This is a genomic window from Corynebacterium suedekumii, assembly GCF_030252185.1.
In the GTDB taxonomy this organism is placed as follows: Bacteria; Actinomycetota; Actinomycetes; order Mycobacteriales; family Mycobacteriaceae; genus Corynebacterium; species Corynebacterium suedekumii.
Map to the genome: position 1 here is coordinate 1588858 of NZ_CP126970.1, position 17069 is coordinate 1605926.

Here is a 17069-nt window from a genome sequence, read left to right on the forward strand (position 1 = left end):
TGATCTGACGGTGAACAACCGCGCGGTCATCCCGGCCGCCCTCGCGTTCATCGCCGTCTTCCTCGCGGCGATCAACCTGCGGGCGGGTATCTCCTCCCTCGCCCCGGTCCTCGGCGACGCGCTCGCCGCCTTCGGCTCCGGCGGGTCCATCGCGGGCGTCATCACCGCGATGCCGGGCCTGTTCTTCGCCGTCGTCGGTCTGGTCGCCGTGCCGGTGGCCACCCGCCTGGGGCTGAGCCGCACCCTGCTCGTGGGCATGGTCATCGCGCTCGTCGGCCTCGCCGCCCGACCCTGGGTCGGGGCGATGTGGCTGTTCCTCGTGCTCACGGCCCTCATCGTCGCCGGCATCGCCCTGGCGAACGTGCTCCTGCCGGCGTGGATCAAGTCCCACGGCGGGCGGCACGTCGTCGCCCTCATGGCCGTCTACAGTGCGATCCTCAGCCTCTCCGGTGCCATCGGGCCCCTGAGCATCCTGCTGTTCACCGGTCCCGGCGCCTGGCGATGGGCTCTGTTCCTCTGGGCCGGATTCTCCGCCGCCCAGGTCGCGGTGTGGGCCGTGGTCGCCGCCCGCGCGGGATTCGACTTCCCGTCCGTGTCCTCGCCGACCCCCGGTGCCGGGACCCCGGCCGGGTTGAAGTCCCTGTGGCGCTCCCGTACCGCGGTCGCGCTCATGCTCTTCTTCGGCCTGCAGTCGATGCACGCCTACGTGCAGATGGGCTGGCTGCCCAAGATCCTCCTCGATTACGGCCACCCCGCGGAAACCGCCAGCGTAGCGCTCGCGCTGGTCGGCGGCATCAACGCCGTCGGCGGTTTCGCCATCCCCTTCGTCCTCGACCGGCTTGACCGTATCTACCTGCTGCCACTGATCTTCGCCGCGATCATGGCCACCGGGTACCTCGGCATCTGGTTCACCGACGCCGCCGTGCCCCTCCTGTGGGCGGCCCTGCTGGGTATCGGCGGTTACTGTTTCCCCACCGCGATCGCCCTCATCCCGGCCCGCACCCGCGCCCCGTTGATCACCGCCCGGCTCTCCGGTTTCGTCCAGCCCTACGGCTACCTCATCGCGGCGGCCGGCCCCTTCCTGGTCGGCGTCGCGTACCAGATCACTCTCGACTGGAGCCTCATCCTCGCCGCCCTCGGCGCCAGCTGTCTCCTCATGGCGGCCATCGGTTTCTTCGCCGCCCGTGGCGGTGACATCGACGACGAAATCGCAGTTCAGGTCTAGTGTCGGGCCCGTGGTCTAGCGTGGTGGGCATGCAGGCGACACGGGACACGGCCAATGACCTCCTCACCGGAATAGCGGGGGAGGGGGCACGCTTACGCGATGACCAGTGGACGGCGATCGATGCGCTGGTCAATCACCGGAAGCGCATGCTCGTGGTCCAGCGCACCGGCTGGGGCAAGTCCGCGGTGTACTTCATCGCCGCCAAACTCCTGCGCCAGGCCGGCCGGGGGCCGTCGTTGATCATCTCCCCGTTGCTGGCACTCATGCGTAACCAGGTCGCCGCCGCACAGGGGGCGGGGATCAGGGCGGTCACCCTCAACAGCGCGAACATGACCGAGTGGGAGGAGATCCAGGCCAGCGTCATCGGCGGTGACGTGGATGTCCTGCTCATCTCCCCGGAACGGCTGAACAACCCGGGCTTCCGCGATGAAGTCCTCCCGCACATCGCCCGGGCGGTGGGGATGGTCGTCGTCGATGAGGCACACTGCATCTCCGACTGGGGCCACGATTTCCGGCCGGACTACCGGCGCATCCGCACCCTGCTCGCGGAACTGCCCACCGGGGTGCCGGTGCTGGCCACCACCGCCACCGCCAACGACCGGGTGGTCGCCGACGTGCAGGCACAGCTGGGGGAGGACACCGGCCTGCTCCGCGGCGGGCTGGACCGGGAGTCGCTGCACCTGTCGGTGGTCCGGTTGACGGACACCACCCAGCGCCCCGCGTGGCTGGCCGGCCATCTCAGCCAGCTGGAGGGCTCCGGCATCATCTACTGCCTCACCGTCTCCGCGGCAGAGGACCTCGCGGAGGCTATGGAGGCCGCCGGATGGAACGTGGCCGCCTACACCGGACGGACCGAGGCGGGGGAGCGGGAACGGCTCGAGCAGGCACTGATCGGCAACGAACTCAAGGCCCTGGTGGCCACCTCCGCGCTGGGCATGGGCTTCGACAAACCCGACCTCGGTTTCGTCGTCCACGTCGGCGCGCCGAGCTCCCCGGTGTCCTACTACCAGCAGATCGGTCGCGCCGGCCGCGGCACCGACCGGGCAGACGTCATCCTTCTGCCGGGTGCGGAGGACCGGGACATCTGGCGCTACTTCGCCTCCGTCTCCTTCCCGGAGGAGTCGACGGTCCGCCAGCTCCTCGCCGCGTTGACGGATGAGCCGCAGTCGACGATGAAGCTGGAGACCCAGGTCGACCTCAGCCGCTCCCGCCTCGACCAGGTGCTCAAGGTCCTCGACGTCGACGGCGCCGTCCGGCGGGTCCGGGGCGGATGGGTGGCCACCGGCCAGCCCTGGTCCTATGACGCGGAACGCTACGCCGGGCTCGCCCATGCCCGCACGGCTGAACAGGAGGCCATGCTGGACTACGAGCGCACCGACGGATGCCGCCTGCTGTTCCTCCGGAGCCAGCTCGACGACGCCACCGCCACCGAGCCGTGCGGGCGCTGCGACAACTGCACGGGCAGGCGGTGGGGCACAGACATCGACGCGGCGGTCGCCGCCCGGGTCGACTCCCGCCTCACCGCTCCCGGTGTGCGTCTGACCCAGCGCAGGCAGTGGCCGACCGGGATCAGCGTCAAGGGGAGGATTCACGGTGTTGAACCCGGCCGCGCACTGGGGCGGCTCAACGACATCGCCCGGGGACCCGCCCTCCGCGAGCTCCTGGACAACCGGGACTGGCGGCCGAGCCACCCGTGGCAGCAGGACACCTGGCTGCCCAGGATCGTGGCGGTGCTCTCCGACTGGGACTGGGCGCAACGCCCCACCACGGTGGTGGCCCTGGGCTCCCATGATCCGGCGGCCACTGCGCAGGTGAGCGCCCTGGCGGAAGCCATGGCCGGCGTCGGTCGGATGACCTTCGCCGGGACCCTGCCGGTACGCGCCGGGGCCGGCGAGGTCACCGCCCAGAACTCCGCCTACCGGGTGATGGGCCTGCTTGACCGCTGGGAGATGGAAGCCCTCACGCCCGTCGACGGCCCGGTCCTCCTGGTCACCGATGTGGTGGACACCGGCTGGTCCGTCACCGTCGCCGGGCAGCAGTTGGCGGAGCGGACCGGCCAGCCGGTCCTACCCTTCGCACTGGCCTCGCGGGGTTAGCGCGATCACCCGCGCCGGGAACGCCGCCGCGCCCAGCGGCACCGGCCAGGTGCACATCACCCACGCCCCACGCGCGGGCAGGTCCCCGAGACGGCAGAGGTTCTCGATCTGCCAGTGGTCGTGTTCCAGCCACCACCGTTGGGCGGGGAACTCACCGGCGTCGACAGATTCGTCGGGGTCGGTGTTGAGGGTGTCGTGACCGATGGCCGTGACCCCACGGGCGTGGAGGATCTCCAGGGCGGCCACCGTCCAGCCGCCGCCACGCAGGACGGCGAAACACCCCGCCGGGACCCGGCCGTGCCGGGCCTCCCAGGCGGCGACGTCCACCGAATCCAGGACCACCAGGGGGAGGAGGGACTCGGTCACAGGGATCGCATCGAGGGTGCGGCCGCCGGGGACGACGTGGGCGGGGGCGTCGACATGAGTGCCGGTGGGGCCCACCAGCCGGTAGGAGGTGACCTCGAAGCCGTCGTCGTCCGCCGTGCTCACCGGGGTGACCTCCATGGCCGGGTCGCCGGGGAAGCGGTCCTGGTCGGGGTGCAGCGGGCAGGTGAGGTCGAGGAACTGCCAGGCGGTGGGATCGATCACGCCACCCACGGTAGTGGTCCCTAGACTGTCAGCCATGTCGAAGAAGAAGCCCCGCCCCACGCCCGTGCCCGCTGAACCGATCCCGGGCATCGTCGACGCGCACACCCACCTGGCCTCGGCCGGGGCGCGGACCCCGGATGAGGTGGCGGCGATCGTGGGGCGTGCGGTAGGGGCGGGCGTCGAGAAGATCTGTACCGTCGGCGACGGTCTCGCGGAAGCGGAGCTCGCATTGTCGGCGGCGCAGCACAACGAGCGGGTGTTCGCGGCGTGCGCCATTCACCCGACCCGGGCGCACGAACTCGACGAGGAGGCCCGGGCCAGGCTGACGGAGATGGTCGCCGACCCGAACTGTGTCGCGGTGGGGGAGACCGGCCTGGACACCTACTGGATCACGCATGAGCCGGAACGGACCGCGCCGCTTCAGGTGCAGGAGGAGGCGCTGCGCTGGCACATCGATCTGGCGGTGTCCTCCGGCAAGGCGCTCATGCTGCACAACCGGGAGGCGGACGAGGATCTGCTGCGGGTGCTCGCCGACGCCCCGCAGCCGGTGCACACGATCCTCCACTGCTTCTCCTCGCCCCTGGCGGTGGCGGAGGAGGCGATCGAGCGCGGGTATGTGCTCAGCTTCGCCGGCAACGTGACCTTCAAGCGCAACGACGAGCTGCGGGAGGCGGCGCGGATCACGCCGCCGGGGCAGCTGCTCATCGAGACGGATGCGCCGTACATGACGCCGGAGCCGTTCCGGGGTGCGCGGAATGAACCGGCCCTCATCGGACACACCGCGCTGTGTGTGGCCCGTGCCCGGGGGATGGACCCGGCCGAACTGGCGGCGGAACTGACGGTGACCTTCGACCGGGTGTATCTCTCCTGACTCGCCCTGTTGCCCACCTCACTGCCGCGGTTCCGGCAGGGCGGGTGGGGTTGCTGCGTACTGGTGTGAGGGGAGAAACGCCAGTGAATCCGGCGTCCATGACATGTCACGTTTGTTCTGGACGTCACGCAACTGTTACCGTACTGTGATCTGCAGTAAGCAAGCCGTCACCGTCGACTGAGATTGAGAACCACACTCACCATGGCACGCACCCACCTGTCCCGCACCCACTCCGGCCCCTCCGCCACCCGTCGTCTCGCCACCGGCGTGACCCTCGGCGGACTGATGGCCGGTGGCATCGCCGCCGCCGGCGCGACCACCGTGCAGAAGGATGTCGCGCTCGACGTCAACGGCGAGCTCACCGAGCTGAGCACCATGTCCCGCGACGTCGCCGGCGCGCTCGATGCCGCAGGCGTCGAGGTCGACGACCAGGACCTCGTCTACCCGGCCCCGAGCGAGTCGCTGCGGTCCGGTGAGACCATCACCGTCCGCACCGCGAAGCCGGTCGCCGTGGTCATCGACGGCCAGCCCACCGAGCTGACCTCCACTGCGCTGACCGTCGAGGACCTCATCGGTGAGCTGCACGGCCTCACCCCGGCCGCCCGCACCGACGTCGACGGCGACGCCAAGGTCACCGACGGCATGCGCGTCGACGTCACCACCCCGAAGATCGTCTCCCTCAACGACGGCGGCAGCGTCGTCTACACCGAGGTCGCCGCCGCCACCGTCCGCGAGCTTCTCGACGCCCGCGACATCACCCTCGGCGAGCACGACACCGTCACCCCGGGCCTGGACACCGCCCTGACCCAGAACACCCGCGTGGAGATCAAGCGCGTCGACGTCGCCGAGGAGACCGCGACCACCGAGTTCACCGGCGAGCCGACCTACGTCGACGACCCGGAGGCGGAGGAGGGCACCGAGAAGGTCCTCGAGCCGGGCACCCCGGGCGTCCGCGAGATCACCCACCGCATCACCACCGTCAACGGTGCCGAGGACAAGCGCGAGATCGTCGGCGAGCGGGAGATCACCCCGGCCGTCGGCCCGACCATCGCCCGCGGCACCAAGACCGCCCCCTCCGCCCCGGCTGTCGCCGGCGGCGGCGTGTGGGACACCCTCGCCCAGTGTGAGTCCGGTGGCAACTGGTCCATCAACACCGGCAACGGCTACCACGGCGGCCTGCAGTTCTCCGCCTCCACCTGGCAGGCCTACGGCGGCGGTCAGTACGCCGCGACCGCCGACCAGGCCACCCGCGAGCAGCAGATCGACATCGCCACCCGCGTCCAGGCCGGACAGGGCTGGGGCGCGTGGCCGGCCTGCACCGCCCGGATGGGTCTGCGCTAACCCTCCAGCGCTGGGCTCCTGCACCGACGCGGGAAGATCGTTACGCTCGGAGGGCGCAAGGTTATTCACCAACGCGCATATGGAGGTAAGCCCACCATGACCGATCTGAACAACCGCACCGTCGCCGTCCTCGCCACCGACGGCTTCGAGGATTCCGAGCTCACCAGCCCCGTCGACGCCGTCAAGGCCGCCGGCGCCACCGTGACGGTCCTGTCCACCGAGACCGGATCCATTGAGGGCAAGAACGGCACCGCCGTCACCGTGGACACGACCACCGCCGAGGCTGACGCCGCCGACTTCGACGCCCTCATCCTGCCGGGCGGTACCGGCAACGCGGACAAGATCCGCATGGACTCCGACGCCGTCGCCTTCGTGAAGAAGCTGGTCGAGGCCGGCAAGCCCGTCGGCGTCATCTGCCACGGTGCCTGGATCCTCACCGACGCCGACGTCCTGCAGGGCCGCACCCTCACGTCCTTCCCGTCGCTCAAGACCGACCTGCGCAACGCCGGTGCGACCTGGGTCGACGAGGAGGTCCACGTGGACCAGGGCCTGGTGTCCTCCCGCACCCCGGACGATCTGCCAGCCTTCAATGCCAAGATCGTCGAGGAGTTCGGCGAAGGTACGCACTAGCCGGTCCCGGGTCGTCCGTGGTCTAGATTGGAACGCATGACCTCCGACGACCCGTCCGCCTCGGCCGAGCTCCTCGGCCCGGTGGAGATCCGTTCCCTGGCCGAGAAACTCGACGTCACCCCGACGAAGAAGCTCGGCCAGAACTTCGTCCACGACCCGAACACGGTCCGGCGGATCGTCGCGGCCGCTGATCTCGCCCCGGACGATCACGTCGTCGAGGTCGGCCCCGGGCTGGGGTCGTTGACGCTTGCACTGCTGGACACGGTGGACAAGGTCACCGCCGTGGAGATCGATCCGCGCCTGGCCGCCGAGCTGCCCGCCACCGTCAGCTGGCGGGCCGAACCCTTCGCCGACCGTCTCACGGTGGTTCAGAAGGACGCCCTCAAGATCACCGCCGCCGACCTGCGCAACCCGAGCGCGCTGGTGGCCAATCTGCCCTACAACGTCTCCGTGCCGGTCCTGCTGCACCTGCTGGCCACGTTCCCGTCGATCCGCCGGGTCCTGGTCATGGTCCAGGCGGAGGTCGCCGACCGGCTCGCCGCCACCCCCGGCTCGAAGATCTACGGCGTCCCCAGCGTCAAGGCCGCCTTCTACGGCGACGTGAAACGCGCCGGGGCGATCGGGAAGAACGTGTTCTGGCCGGCCCCGAAGATCGAGTCGGGTCTGGTCCGCATCGACCGCTACGACAACCCGCCGTGGCCCGTCACCGAATCCTCCCGCGCTGCCGTCTGGCCGCTTGTCGACGCCGCCTTCGCCCAGCGCCGCAAAACCCTCCGCGCCGCCCTCGCCGGCCACTACGGCTCCGGCGCCGCCGCCGAGGAGGCCCTGCTCGCCGCGGGCATTGACCCGCAGCTGCGCGGCGAGAAACTCACCGTCGCCGACTTCGTCCGGCTGGCCGGGGTGACCTCATGAGAACGATCAGCGTCCGCGCCCACGGCAAGGTCAACCTCCACCTCGGCGTCGGCGATGCCCGCGAGGACGGCTACCACGAGCTGGTCACCGTCTTCCAGTCCCTGAGCCTGTCGGACGTGGTCACCCTCGAGATCGACGACGAGGAGACCGTGGCCACCGGCAGCATCGTCAGCGGGCTCACCGCCACGGGTCTGGATGCGGCGTCGGTGCCGCAGGATGCGACGAACCTGGCGTGGCGCGGCGTCGATACGCTCGTGGACTTCTACCGCGCCCGCCACGGTCTCGGCAGCCTGCCGCGCGTGCGGATCCGCATCGAGAAGGGGATCCCCACCGCCGGCGGCATGGCCGGTGGCTCCGCCGACGCCGCCGCGGCCCTGCTCGCCGCCCACATCCTCGTCACCGAGACGATGCCCGCGCTCGACCAGACCACCCTCGACGCGCTCGCCGCCGAACTCGGCTCCGACGTGCCCTTCACGCTGCGCGGCGGGACGATGCTCGGCACCGGTCGCGGCGAGCAGCTCACCCCCATGCTCTCCCGGGGGCGGTACCACTGGGCGCTGGTGTTCTCGAAGCAGGGCCTGGCCACGCCCGAGGTCTTCGGCCACCTCGACCAGCTGCGGGACCAGGGCCGGGAGATCGGCCCCTCCCTCGACACCACCGACCTGGCCCACGCGCTCATGACCGGCAACGCCGAGGAGGTCGCCGGCCATCTGGCCAACGACCTCCAGGCACCCGCGGTCTCCCTGCGCAGCGACATCGCCCGCACCCTCGACCTGGGAAAGCGGGCCGGTGCGCTGGCGGGCATCGTCTCCGGATCCGGCCCGACCTGTGCGTTCCTGTGCCGGTCCGAACTCCACGCCCGAGACGTCCTCGACGACCTGCTCTCCGAGGGTGTCTACTCCGGGGCCACGGCCACCGGGCCCGCCCACGGGGCGTACCTCATCGACGGCTAGTGTCTGACGACTAGTGTGCCGCCGGCTTTCCGTCCGCTACGGCCATCTCCACCGGGGTGATCGGGAGCTCGTGGCGGGCGGCCTCTTCCCCTGAGGTCAGATCCACGACGACGAGCTCGTTGTTCTCCGCGTCCGTGACGTAGGCGTGGTCCCCGACGACCCGAAGGACCGGGCCCGGTTCCTGCCACTCGTCCTTCTCCTCCCACGCCGCAATGGCGGGAATGGCACGGATGATCTCCCCGGACTCCGGGTCGATGACCTTGAGGTGCCCGTCATAGGTGAGGACGACCGCCTCACCGGCCGGGCCGCGGCCCAGGGAACGGAACCAGTAGGACGAACCCAGGTCGACGGTGCGCATGGTGGCGTTCCGGGTGTCGATGAGCGCGATCTCCGTCGGCCGCTCCAGCTCGGCATCCTCGTCCACCTTGTGGTCGCCGAGAATGATCGGGGAGTCGGCATGGCCAGCGAGGTTGCCGGAACGCTGGTACTCCGTGCCCGGATCGACCTTCCGGAAGTCGGTTCCGTCGAAGACGACCGGCCCGTTCTGGCAGCCGAAGACGACCGCACCCTCAGCGGCCATCGCCTCGCCGTGGATGCCGGGGCAGTCGTCGGTGTGGGCCTGGACCTTCTCCTTGGCGTCCCGGTACTCGATGCGCTGGCGGTTGTCCTCGTCGCCGACGGTGATGAGGACCGAGCCGTCCGCAAACGGCACCGCCACGCCGTGGTGCGGGGCGCCGGAGTCGACGACCACGCCCTCGGCCGGCCGGTATCCGGCGGCGACCTGGTCGGTGGCACGATCCGGGCGGTGCCGTCACCGTCGGAGAACAACGCCGTCAGCCCCTCATTGACCACGACGTGTCCGGCCTCGGGCTCGTCGTCGGCGATGTCCGTGAGAGAGGGTCACCCGCGTAGTTGTGGGCGTGATCGCCGTGGGCGCGGGACTGCACGGCGGCGTCGAAGGCGAGGAAGCGGTCGCCGGCGGTGACCATGACGTGCCGGCCGTCGCCGGAGTTGTTCAGCCGCAGGAAGCCGTCGAGGTCGGTCTCTGAGACGGTCTCCCCGGTCTCCGAGTCGATGACCGTGATGCCGCCGTCGTGGGCGAGGATCACCCGCGGCACGATGGAGGCCACTTCCGTGAGCTGGGCCTGTTCCCCGGCGCCCTGGTCATGGTCATCGCCGTGGTCGTGGGTGCTGCTGCTGGCGGGGGACGCGGCGGAGGACTCCGTGGCGCCGGTGTCTGTGTCGGTGCCTGTGTCGGCGTTGGTGCAGGCGGCGAGCACGACGGCGGAGAGGAGGACAGGGGTGATGGCCCGGATCGGGCGGGAGAGAGTTGTCATGCCGGATACCCTAACGATAATGGAAACCATTAGCAATTAGGGGACAGGGTGATGGGGTCATCCGTGGTCCGACCGCATAGAATGGCCAGCACCATGGCGAACCTCATCAACCTTGAAAACGTCTCCAAGACCTGGGGACTCAAGACCCTGCTCGACGGCGTCAGCCTCGGCGTCCAGACCGGCGACCGCATCGGCGTCGTCGGCCTCAATGGCGGCGGCAAGACCACCCTCCTCGAGGTCCTCACCGGCATCGAACCCCCGGACTCCGGACGCGTCTCCCACAACTCCAACCTCCGCATGGCCGTGGTCACCCAGCGCGCCGACCTCACCGACACCGACACCGTCGGCGAGGTCGTCCTCAGCCCCCTCGGCCTGCAGACCTTCGAATGGGCCTCCAACGCCCGCGTACGCGAGGTCCTCGGCGGCCTCGGCGTCGCCGAGCTCGGCCTCGACACCCCGGTCGGCGGCCTGTCCGGCGGCGAACGACGCCGCGTCAACCTCGCCGCCGCCCTCGTCCGCGACCTCGACCTGGTCATCCTCGACGAGCCCACCAACCACCTCGACGTCGAAGGTGTGCAGTGGCTGGCCGAACACCTCATCGCCCGCCGCATCGCCATCGTCGTGGTCACCCATGACCGCTGGTTCCTCGACACCGTCGCCACCACCACCTGGGAGGTCCACGACGGCACCGTCGACATCTACGAGGGCGGCTACAACGACTGGACCTTCGCCCGCGCCGAACGCGCCCGCCAGGCCGACGCCGTGGAGCAGCGCCGCCAGAACCTCGCCCGGAAGGAACTGGCCTGGCTGCGTCGCGGCGCCCCGGCCCGGACCTCCAAGCCCCGCTACCGCATCGAGGCCGCCGAGGCACTCATCGCCGACGTCCCCGCCCCCCGCGACTCCGTCGAGCTGACCGCCTTCTCCCGCCAACGCCAGGGCAAGGTGGTCATCGAACTCGAGGACGCCCGCGTCGAGACCCCGGACGGGCGCATGCTCGTCGACGATCTCACCTGGCGCCTCGCCCCCGGTGAACGCATCGGCCTCGTCGGCGTCAACGGTTCCGGCAAGACCACCCTGTTGCGCACCCTCGCCGGCGAACACCCCCTCACCGAGGGAAAGCGCATCGAGGGCCGCACCGTCCGTCTCGGCTGGCTGCGCCAGGAACTCGACGACCTCGACCCGTCCATGCGGCTTCTCGACGCCGTCGAGGACGTCGCCAGCTACGTCCAGCTGGGCAAGAAGGAGATCTCCGCCTCCCAGCTCGCCGAACGACTCGGATTCTCCGCCAAACGCCAGCGCACCCCCGTCGGGGATCTCTCCGGCGGCGAACGGCGTCGCCTTCAGCTCACCCGGGTGCTCATGGCCGAGCCCAACGTGCTGCTTCTCGACGAGCCGACCAACGACCTGGACATCGACACCCTCCAAGAACTGGAATCCCTTCTCGACTCCTGGCCCGGCACCCTCGTGGTCATCTCCCACGACCGCTATCTCATCGAGCGCATCTCCGACTCCACCTGGGCCCTGTTCGGAGACGGCAAGCTCACCAACCTGCCCGGTGGTATCGAACAGTACCTCGAACGACGTCGGCAGCTGGCGGAAGCCGGCGGCTCCGGACCAATCGATCTCGGGGAGAAGAACTCCGCCGGCGTCAGTGAGAGCGCCCAACAGCCGACGAGCGGCCTGAGCTCGCAGGAGGAACGCGAGCTGAAGAAGCAGCTCAACGCGCTCGAGCGGAAGATGGGCAAGGTCGCCGACCGGATCGCCACTTTCGAGCAGGAGATGGCCGTGCTCTCCGCCGCCGATGACCCGGACTACGGCAAGATCGGCGACGCGAACGCCGCACTGCAGGAGGCCCAGGCCGAGCACGAGGGCCTGGAGATGGAATGGCTGGAGCTGGGGGAGAAGCTCGAAGGCTAAACGACGTGGGGACACGCCCCATGCATACGCGGGTGGGGACAGGTCGAACAGTCCGGGATCATCGAAGTCCGGTGGATCCTGAGCTGGTTTCCGGTTTCTGGCCCTGAGGGCAACGTTCCCCACCAGGCAGGAGGTCGTCAATGAGCTTCGACGTGGCTGACCTCCTCGGCTTCGCCGGTGGAGTCCTCAGCGCGTACCTGCTCTACCTCGGCACCAAGGTGAAAGTGAAGTCAGACAAGGAGGCGTCCCTGCCGGACGGGTGGGAGAACCTGACCGGCGCGATGCAGGACTTTTTCGAGGCGCAGCTGGAGGAGCGGGATCGGGCTATCGCGGAGGATCGGGTGCGGATCGCGGAGCTCGAAGCCCGGGATGAGGAGCGCGGCGAGTACCTCGGGTGGGTGACGCAGATCATGCGGGGGATTGAGTCGTGGGCGGCGCGGGAGGGGCTGACGTTGCCGCCGCCAAGGGTGTCAGATGGTTTGTGTGTGAGGGATTCCCCTCACACCAAGGAGATGAACCAGAATGACTACCGTGGCACGACGAAACCCAGAAGACTCCGCAAAGATCAAAGCGATCGAGGAAAAGCTGCTGGCCAATCCTGAGATGGCGAAACTGATCGACGAGCTCGGCACCTCCACAACGGATGCCAACGATCTCGTCCGGGGCCTGCTCCAGGCCTCGATCAACCGCGGCCTCAACGCCGAGATGGATGCCCACCTCGGCTACCAGCACGGTGACCGGGACAGCAAGGAAGCCGCTGGTCAGAACAATTCCCGTAACGGTTCCTACCCCAAGCGGGTCGATTCGAACTACGGACCGGTCGATGTCGCTGTTCCCAGGGACCGTGACGGATCCTTCCTGCCGACAATGGTGCCCAAAGGATCCCGCCGGCTGACCGACGTCGACGACATGATCATCAGTCTCTATGCCGGTGGCATGACCGTCCGAGACATCCAGCACCACATGGTCACCGCCATGGGCGTGGACATCTCCCATGAAACAATCTCCGCGATCACCGATGCGGTCCTCGAGGAGGTGCTGATCTGGCAGAACCGCCAACTCGAGGAGTTCTACCCCGTGATCTTCCTCGATGCGTTACGCATCAAAGTCCGTGACGGGGGCCGGGTGGTCAACAAATCCGCGTACCTGGCTATCGGGGTGGACATGGACGGGATCAAACACATCCTCGGTATCTGGCTGGCGAAAGAGGAAGGAGCCTCGTTCTGGGCCCAGGTGTGCGCCAACCTCGCTACCCGCGGCGTACACGATGTGTTTATCGTGTGCTGCGACGGGCTCAAGGGCCTGCCGGAGGCTGTGGAAGCCACCTGGCCGGATTCGATGGTCCAGACCTGTGTCGTCCATCTGATCAGGGCAGCGAACCGGTGGGTGGCCTACGGAGATCGCAAAGCGGTGTCCGCCCAGCTGAAGAAGATCTACACCGCCCCCACCGAGCAGACCGCTCTGGCGGCGTTGGCGGAGTTCGAGGCCTCCGAGCTGGGGGAAAAGTACCCGCAGTCAGTCAAGGTGTGGCGCGATGCGTGGGACCGGTTCATCCCGTTCCTGGAGTTTCCTCCCATGGCCCGGAAGGTGATCTACACCACGAACTCGATTGAGTCGATGAACAACGAGCTGCGCAAAGCCACCCGGAATCGGGTGCAGTTTACCAACGATGAGTCCGCGATCAAAACCTTGTGGTTGATGATCTGCAACATCGAGGACAAACGGGCCGCCAAGCGCGCTAAGCAGGGTAAACGGGTCGCGGCTACCAGTGGCCGGCTGATCGAGGGCAGGCGGGTGACGAACTGGAAGCAGGCCATCAACCAGATGTCTGTGGCCTACCCGGACCGCTGAGGGTGTCAGATGGTTTGTGTGTGAGGGATTCCCCTCACACCAAGGAGATGAACCAGAATGACTACCGTGGCACGACGAAACCCAGAAGACTCCGCAAAGATCAAAGCGATCGAGGAAAAGCTGCTGGCCAATCCTGAGATGGCGAAACTGATCGACGAGCTCGGCACCTCCACAACGGATGCCAACGATCTCGTCCGGGGCCTGCTCCAGGCCTCGATCAACCGCGGCCTCAACGCCGAGATGGATGCCCACCTCGGCTACCAGCACGGTGACCGGGACAGCAAGGAAGCCGCTGGTCAGAACAATTCCCGTAACGGTTCCTACCCCAAGCGGGTCGATTCGAACTACGGACCGGTCGATGTCGCTGTTCCCAGGGACCGTGACGGATCCTTCCTGCCGACAATGGTGCCCAAAGGATCCCGCCGGCTGACCGACGTCGACGACATGATCATCAGTCTCTATGCCGGTGGCATGACCGTCCGAGACATCCAGCACCACATGGTCACCGCCATGGGCGTGGACATCTCCCATGAAACAATCTCCGCGATCACCGATGCGGTCCTCGAGGAGGTGCTGATCTGGCAGAACCGCCAACTCGAGGAGTTCTACCCCGTGATCTTCCTCGATGCGTTACGCATCAAAGTCCGTGACGGGGGCCGGGTGGTCAACAAATCCGCGTACCTGGCTATCGGGGTGGACATGGACGGGATCAAACACATCCTCGGTATCTGGCTGGCGAAAGAGGAAGGAGCCTCGTTCTGGGCCCAGGTGTGCGCCAACCTCGCTACCCGCGGCGTACACGATGTGTTTATCGTGTGCTGCGACGGGCTCAAGGGCCTGCCGGAGGCTGTGGAAGCCACCTGGCCGGATTCGATGGTCCAGACCTGTGTCGTCCATCTGATCAGGGCAGCGAACCGGTGGGTGGCCTACGGAGATCGCAAAGCGGTGTCCGCCCAGCTGAAGAAGATCTACACCGCCCCCACCGAGCAGACCGCTCTGGCGGCGTTGGCGGAGTTCGAGGCCTCCGAGCTGGGGGAAAAGTACCCGCAGTCAGTCAAGGTGTGGCGCGATGCGTGGGACCGGTTCATCCCGTTCCTGGAGTTTCCTCCCATGGCCCGGAAGGTGATCTACACCACGAACTCGATTGAGTCGATGAACAACGAGCTGCGCAAAGCCACCCGGAATCGGGTGCAGTTTACCAACGATGAGTCCGCGATCAAAACCTTGTGGTTGATGATCTGCAACATCGAGGACAAACGGGCCGCCAAGCGCGCTAAGCAGGGCAAACGGGTCGCGGCTACCAGTGGCCGGCTGATCGAGGGCAGGCGGGTGACGAACTGGAAGCAGGCCATCAACCAGATGTCTGTGGCCTACCCGGACCGCTTCGAGCCCTACCTCTAATAATCACGCCCCACACACAAACAACTTGACACGCTCGGACCGCTTCGAGCCCTACCTCTAATAATCACGCCCCACACACAAACAACTTGACACGCTCCCGCCGCCGTTCAAGAACTTTCAGGAGTGGCGGCGTGACCGCCCGCATATCCGTAACCCGCCGCCCTAACCCCTCGCCCCGCACCGTGATGGTGCGGGGCGCTTTCGTCATTCCTGGGGTGGCCACGGGCCGGGACCATGCTCATCCAGCCACGCTCTCCGCGACCACGACGCCTACATGCAAGTCCTCTGGTACTTCGACCCCACCGCACCCGGCGCCCGCCAACCCGGCAGCTTCAGCCACCACCTCATCCAAGCCTTCGCCCGCGCCGACATCACCAACGCCCTCACTTCCGCCCACGCCTACCTGGAAAGAACCACCCCATGACCACCCTGACCATCGGCCCACTCATCCTCGGTCTACTCACCGCCATCACCCTCCATGGGTCTGGTGCAGGAACTGGTGACATCGAGCGTGGCTAGCCGAGAGGGCTGGCCTGGAAGGATGTCATCATGCCCAAGCCGTTCCCCAAGGAGTTCCGCGACGACGTGATCCGCGTGGCGGAGAATCGTGATCCGGAAGTGACGCTCGCGCAGATCGCGAAGGACTTCGGCGTCCATGTCGGAACTCTCGATAAGTGGATGCGGCAGGCCCGCATCGAGGCCGGCGAACAGCCGGGTGAGACGAAGCAGGAGTCCGTGGAGTTGCGTGATCTCCGTAAGCGCAATCGCCTCCTCGAGCAGGAGGTCGAGGTCCTGCGCCGCGCGACCGCGTATCTGTCTCAGGCTCATCTGCCGGGAAAATGATGTACCCGCTCGTTTCCGAGCTCGCCGCGGACGGGATTCCTGTCGTGGTGTCGTGTCGGGTATTGAAGCTCGCTCGTCAGCCGTACTACCGCTGGCTGAACAACCCCGTCACAAGGCGGGAGTTGGAGGAGGCGTATCGCGCGAACGCGCTGTTCAATGCTCACCGTGACGACCCGGAGTTCGGGTATCGGCTCCTCGCCGACGAAGCCCGCGACGAGGGCGAGCCGATGGCGGATCGGACGGCGTGGCGGATCGCATCGTTGAACGGCTGGTGGAGTGTGTTCGGGAAGAAGCGGAGCAAGAACGGCAAGAAGCCTGGCCCTGCTGTTCATGATGATCTCTGTGTCGTCATCGACGAGCGCGGCCGGGAGCGCCACCAGTTCGTCGCTTCCCGACCGAACCAGCTCTGGCTAACCGACATCACGGAACACAAAACGAGCGAAGGCCGACTTTATCTTTGCGCGGTCAAGGATGCGTTCAGCGGCCGGATCGTGGGCTACTCGATCGACTCGCGCATGAAGGCATCTCTCGCGGTTCGCGCTGTCCGCAACGCCGCCCGGATGCGCGGAAACGTGAACGGCTGCATCGTTCATTCGGACAGAGGGTCGCAGTTTCGAAGCAGGAAGCTGCGCCGCGAACTCGCTACCCATAATCTCGTCGGCTCGATGGGCAGGGTTGCTTCTTGCGGCGACAACGCGGCGATGGAATCGTTCTTCAGCCTGCTGCAGAAGAACGTCCTGAACCGGCGCTCCTGGGCCACCCGCGAACAGCTGCGCATCGCGATCGTGACCTGGATCGAGCGGACCTATCACCGGCGACGTCGACAGGTCCGCCTGGGCCGTTTGACGCCCATCGAGTTCGAGACCATCATGAACAACGACCTGGCCCTCGCGGCCTAACCAGAACTGTCACCAGTCCCTGCACCAGACCCCATGTCGCGGCAAGCAAGATGCTCAGAATCCAGGACGAACTAGACCACACCCACGCCATCGCTCACGCAGCCCTCACCGCCCTGGAGCTCCACCTCCAAGGCAAGGCCGTCCAGATCCTGCATCTACCACTCCGCAACACCCCCGAAGAGCAATAAAAACCGTGCCCAGCCCC

General features: G+C 67.6%; 16 protein-coding genes. 13 read left to right on the forward strand and 3 right to left on the reverse strand.

Features of this window, described 5'->3' with window-relative positions; genetic code table 11:
• The first annotated feature begins 10 nt into the window (after nt 1-10).
• Together QP029_RS07985 and QP029_RS07990 are read left to right on the forward strand one after the other, a co-directional pair.
• Nucleotides 11-1225 (forward strand): MFS transporter, encoded by a 1215-nt coding sequence (locus tag QP029_RS07985; protein ID WP_284873817.1) that lies wholly within the window; start codon nt 11-13, stop codon nt 1223-1225.
• Between the two features lie 29 nt (nt 1226-1254).
• A complete protein-coding gene (locus QP029_RS07990; RefSeq protein WP_284873818.1) occupies nt 1255-3321 on the forward strand; it encodes a RecQ family ATP-dependent DNA helicase in 2067 nt (688 codons plus the stop codon).
• On the opposite strand, the gene QP029_RS07995 is transcribed toward QP029_RS07990, so the two are convergent.
• Nucleotides 3292-3909 carry a cyclase family protein gene (locus QP029_RS07995; RefSeq protein ID WP_284873819.1) on the reverse strand — a complete coding sequence of 206 codons (618 nt, stop codon included), beginning with the start codon at nt 3907-3909 and terminating at the stop codon, nt 3292-3294. The genes QP029_RS07990 and QP029_RS07995 overlap by 30 nt on opposite strands.
• A gap of 34 nt (nt 3910-3943) precedes the next feature.
• On the opposite strand from QP029_RS07995, the gene QP029_RS08000 reads away from it, so the two are divergent.
• From QP029_RS08000 to QP029_RS08020, 5 genes are all read left to right on the forward strand, one after another.
• A complete protein-coding gene (locus tag QP029_RS08000) occupies nt 3944-4780 on the forward strand; it encodes a TatD family hydrolase (protein ID WP_284873820.1) in 837 nt (278 codons plus the stop codon).
• A gap of 201 nt (nt 4781-4981) precedes the next feature.
• Nucleotides 4982-6121, forward strand: coding sequence for a resuscitation-promoting factor (locus QP029_RS08005; RefSeq protein WP_284873821.1), 1140 nt, complete (start codon nt 4982-4984; stop codon nt 6119-6121).
• Nucleotides 6122-6217: 96 nt separating this feature from the next.
• Nucleotides 6218-6751 carry a type 1 glutamine amidotransferase domain-containing protein gene (locus QP029_RS08010; protein ID WP_284873822.1) on the forward strand — a complete coding sequence of 178 codons (534 nt, stop codon included), beginning with the start codon at nt 6218-6220 and terminating at the stop codon, nt 6749-6751.
• 36 nt (nt 6752-6787) lie between these two features.
• A complete protein-coding gene (gene rsmA / locus QP029_RS08015; protein WP_284873823.1) occupies nt 6788-7663 on the forward strand; it encodes a 16S rRNA (adenine(1518)-N(6)/adenine(1519)-N(6))-dimethyltransferase RsmA in 876 nt (291 codons plus the stop codon).
• Nucleotides 7660-8616: a 4-(cytidine 5'-diphospho)-2-C-methyl-D-erythritol kinase gene (locus QP029_RS08020; RefSeq protein WP_284873824.1), complete on the forward strand. Its 957-nt coding sequence runs from the start codon at nt 7660-7662 to the stop codon at nt 8614-8616. The genes rsmA and QP029_RS08020 overlap by 4 nt, the downstream gene beginning before the upstream one ends.
• 10 nt (nt 8617-8626) lie before the next feature.
• Here QP029_RS08020 and QP029_RS08025 read toward each other — a convergent pair whose 3' ends face one another.
• Both QP029_RS08025 and QP029_RS08030 read right to left on the reverse strand, forming a co-directional pair.
• Nucleotides 8627-9367, reverse strand: coding sequence for a hypothetical protein (locus tag QP029_RS08025; RefSeq protein WP_284873825.1), 741 nt, complete (start codon nt 9365-9367; stop codon nt 8627-8629).
• 82 nt (nt 9368-9449) lie between these two features.
• Nucleotides 9450-9953: a hypothetical protein gene (locus QP029_RS08030; protein WP_284873826.1), complete on the reverse strand. Its 504-nt coding sequence runs from the start codon at nt 9951-9953 to the stop codon at nt 9450-9452.
• Nucleotides 9954-10046: 93 nt separating this feature from the next.
• Here QP029_RS08030 and QP029_RS08035 point away from each other — a divergent pair, with 93 nt between their 5' ends.
• The 6 genes from QP029_RS08035 to QP029_RS08060 all read left to right on the forward strand — a co-directional run bounded on the left by QP029_RS08035 (nt 10047) and on the right by QP029_RS08060 (nt 16864).
• Nucleotides 10047-11870: an ABC-F family ATP-binding cassette domain-containing protein gene (locus QP029_RS08035; RefSeq protein ID WP_284873827.1), complete on the forward strand. Its 1824-nt coding sequence runs from the start codon at nt 10047-10049 to the stop codon at nt 11868-11870.
• Between the two features lie 140 nt (nt 11871-12010).
• Nucleotides 12011-12472, forward strand: coding sequence for a hypothetical protein (locus QP029_RS08040; RefSeq protein WP_284873828.1), 462 nt, complete (start codon nt 12011-12013; stop codon nt 12470-12472).
• Nucleotides 12393-13721 (forward strand): IS256 family transposase, encoded by a 1329-nt coding sequence (locus QP029_RS08045; RefSeq protein ID WP_284873829.1) that lies wholly within the window; start codon nt 12393-12395, stop codon nt 13719-13721. Before QP029_RS08040 ends, QP029_RS08045 begins: the two co-directional genes overlap by 80 nt.
• A 57-nt stretch (nt 13722-13778) precedes the next feature.
• Entirely contained in the window at nt 13779-15122 is a 1344-nt protein-coding gene (locus QP029_RS08050; RefSeq protein ID WP_284873830.1) for an IS256 family transposase, read from the forward strand.
• Between the two features lie 274 nt (nt 15123-15396).
• Nucleotides 15397-15546 (forward strand): hypothetical protein, encoded by a 150-nt coding sequence (locus tag QP029_RS08055; RefSeq protein ID WP_284873831.1) that lies wholly within the window; start codon nt 15397-15399, stop codon nt 15544-15546.
• Between the two features lie 125 nt (nt 15547-15671).
• Nucleotides 15672-16864, forward strand: a protein-coding gene (locus QP029_RS08060; RefSeq protein WP_284873832.1) for an IS3 family transposase whose coding sequence is annotated in 2 segments (ribosomal slippage) — nt 15672-15956 and nt 15959-16864 — 1191 coding nt in all. Because the reading frame shifts where the segments join, the coding sequence is not laid out codon by codon here.
• Nucleotides 16865-17069 lie beyond the last annotated feature (205 nt).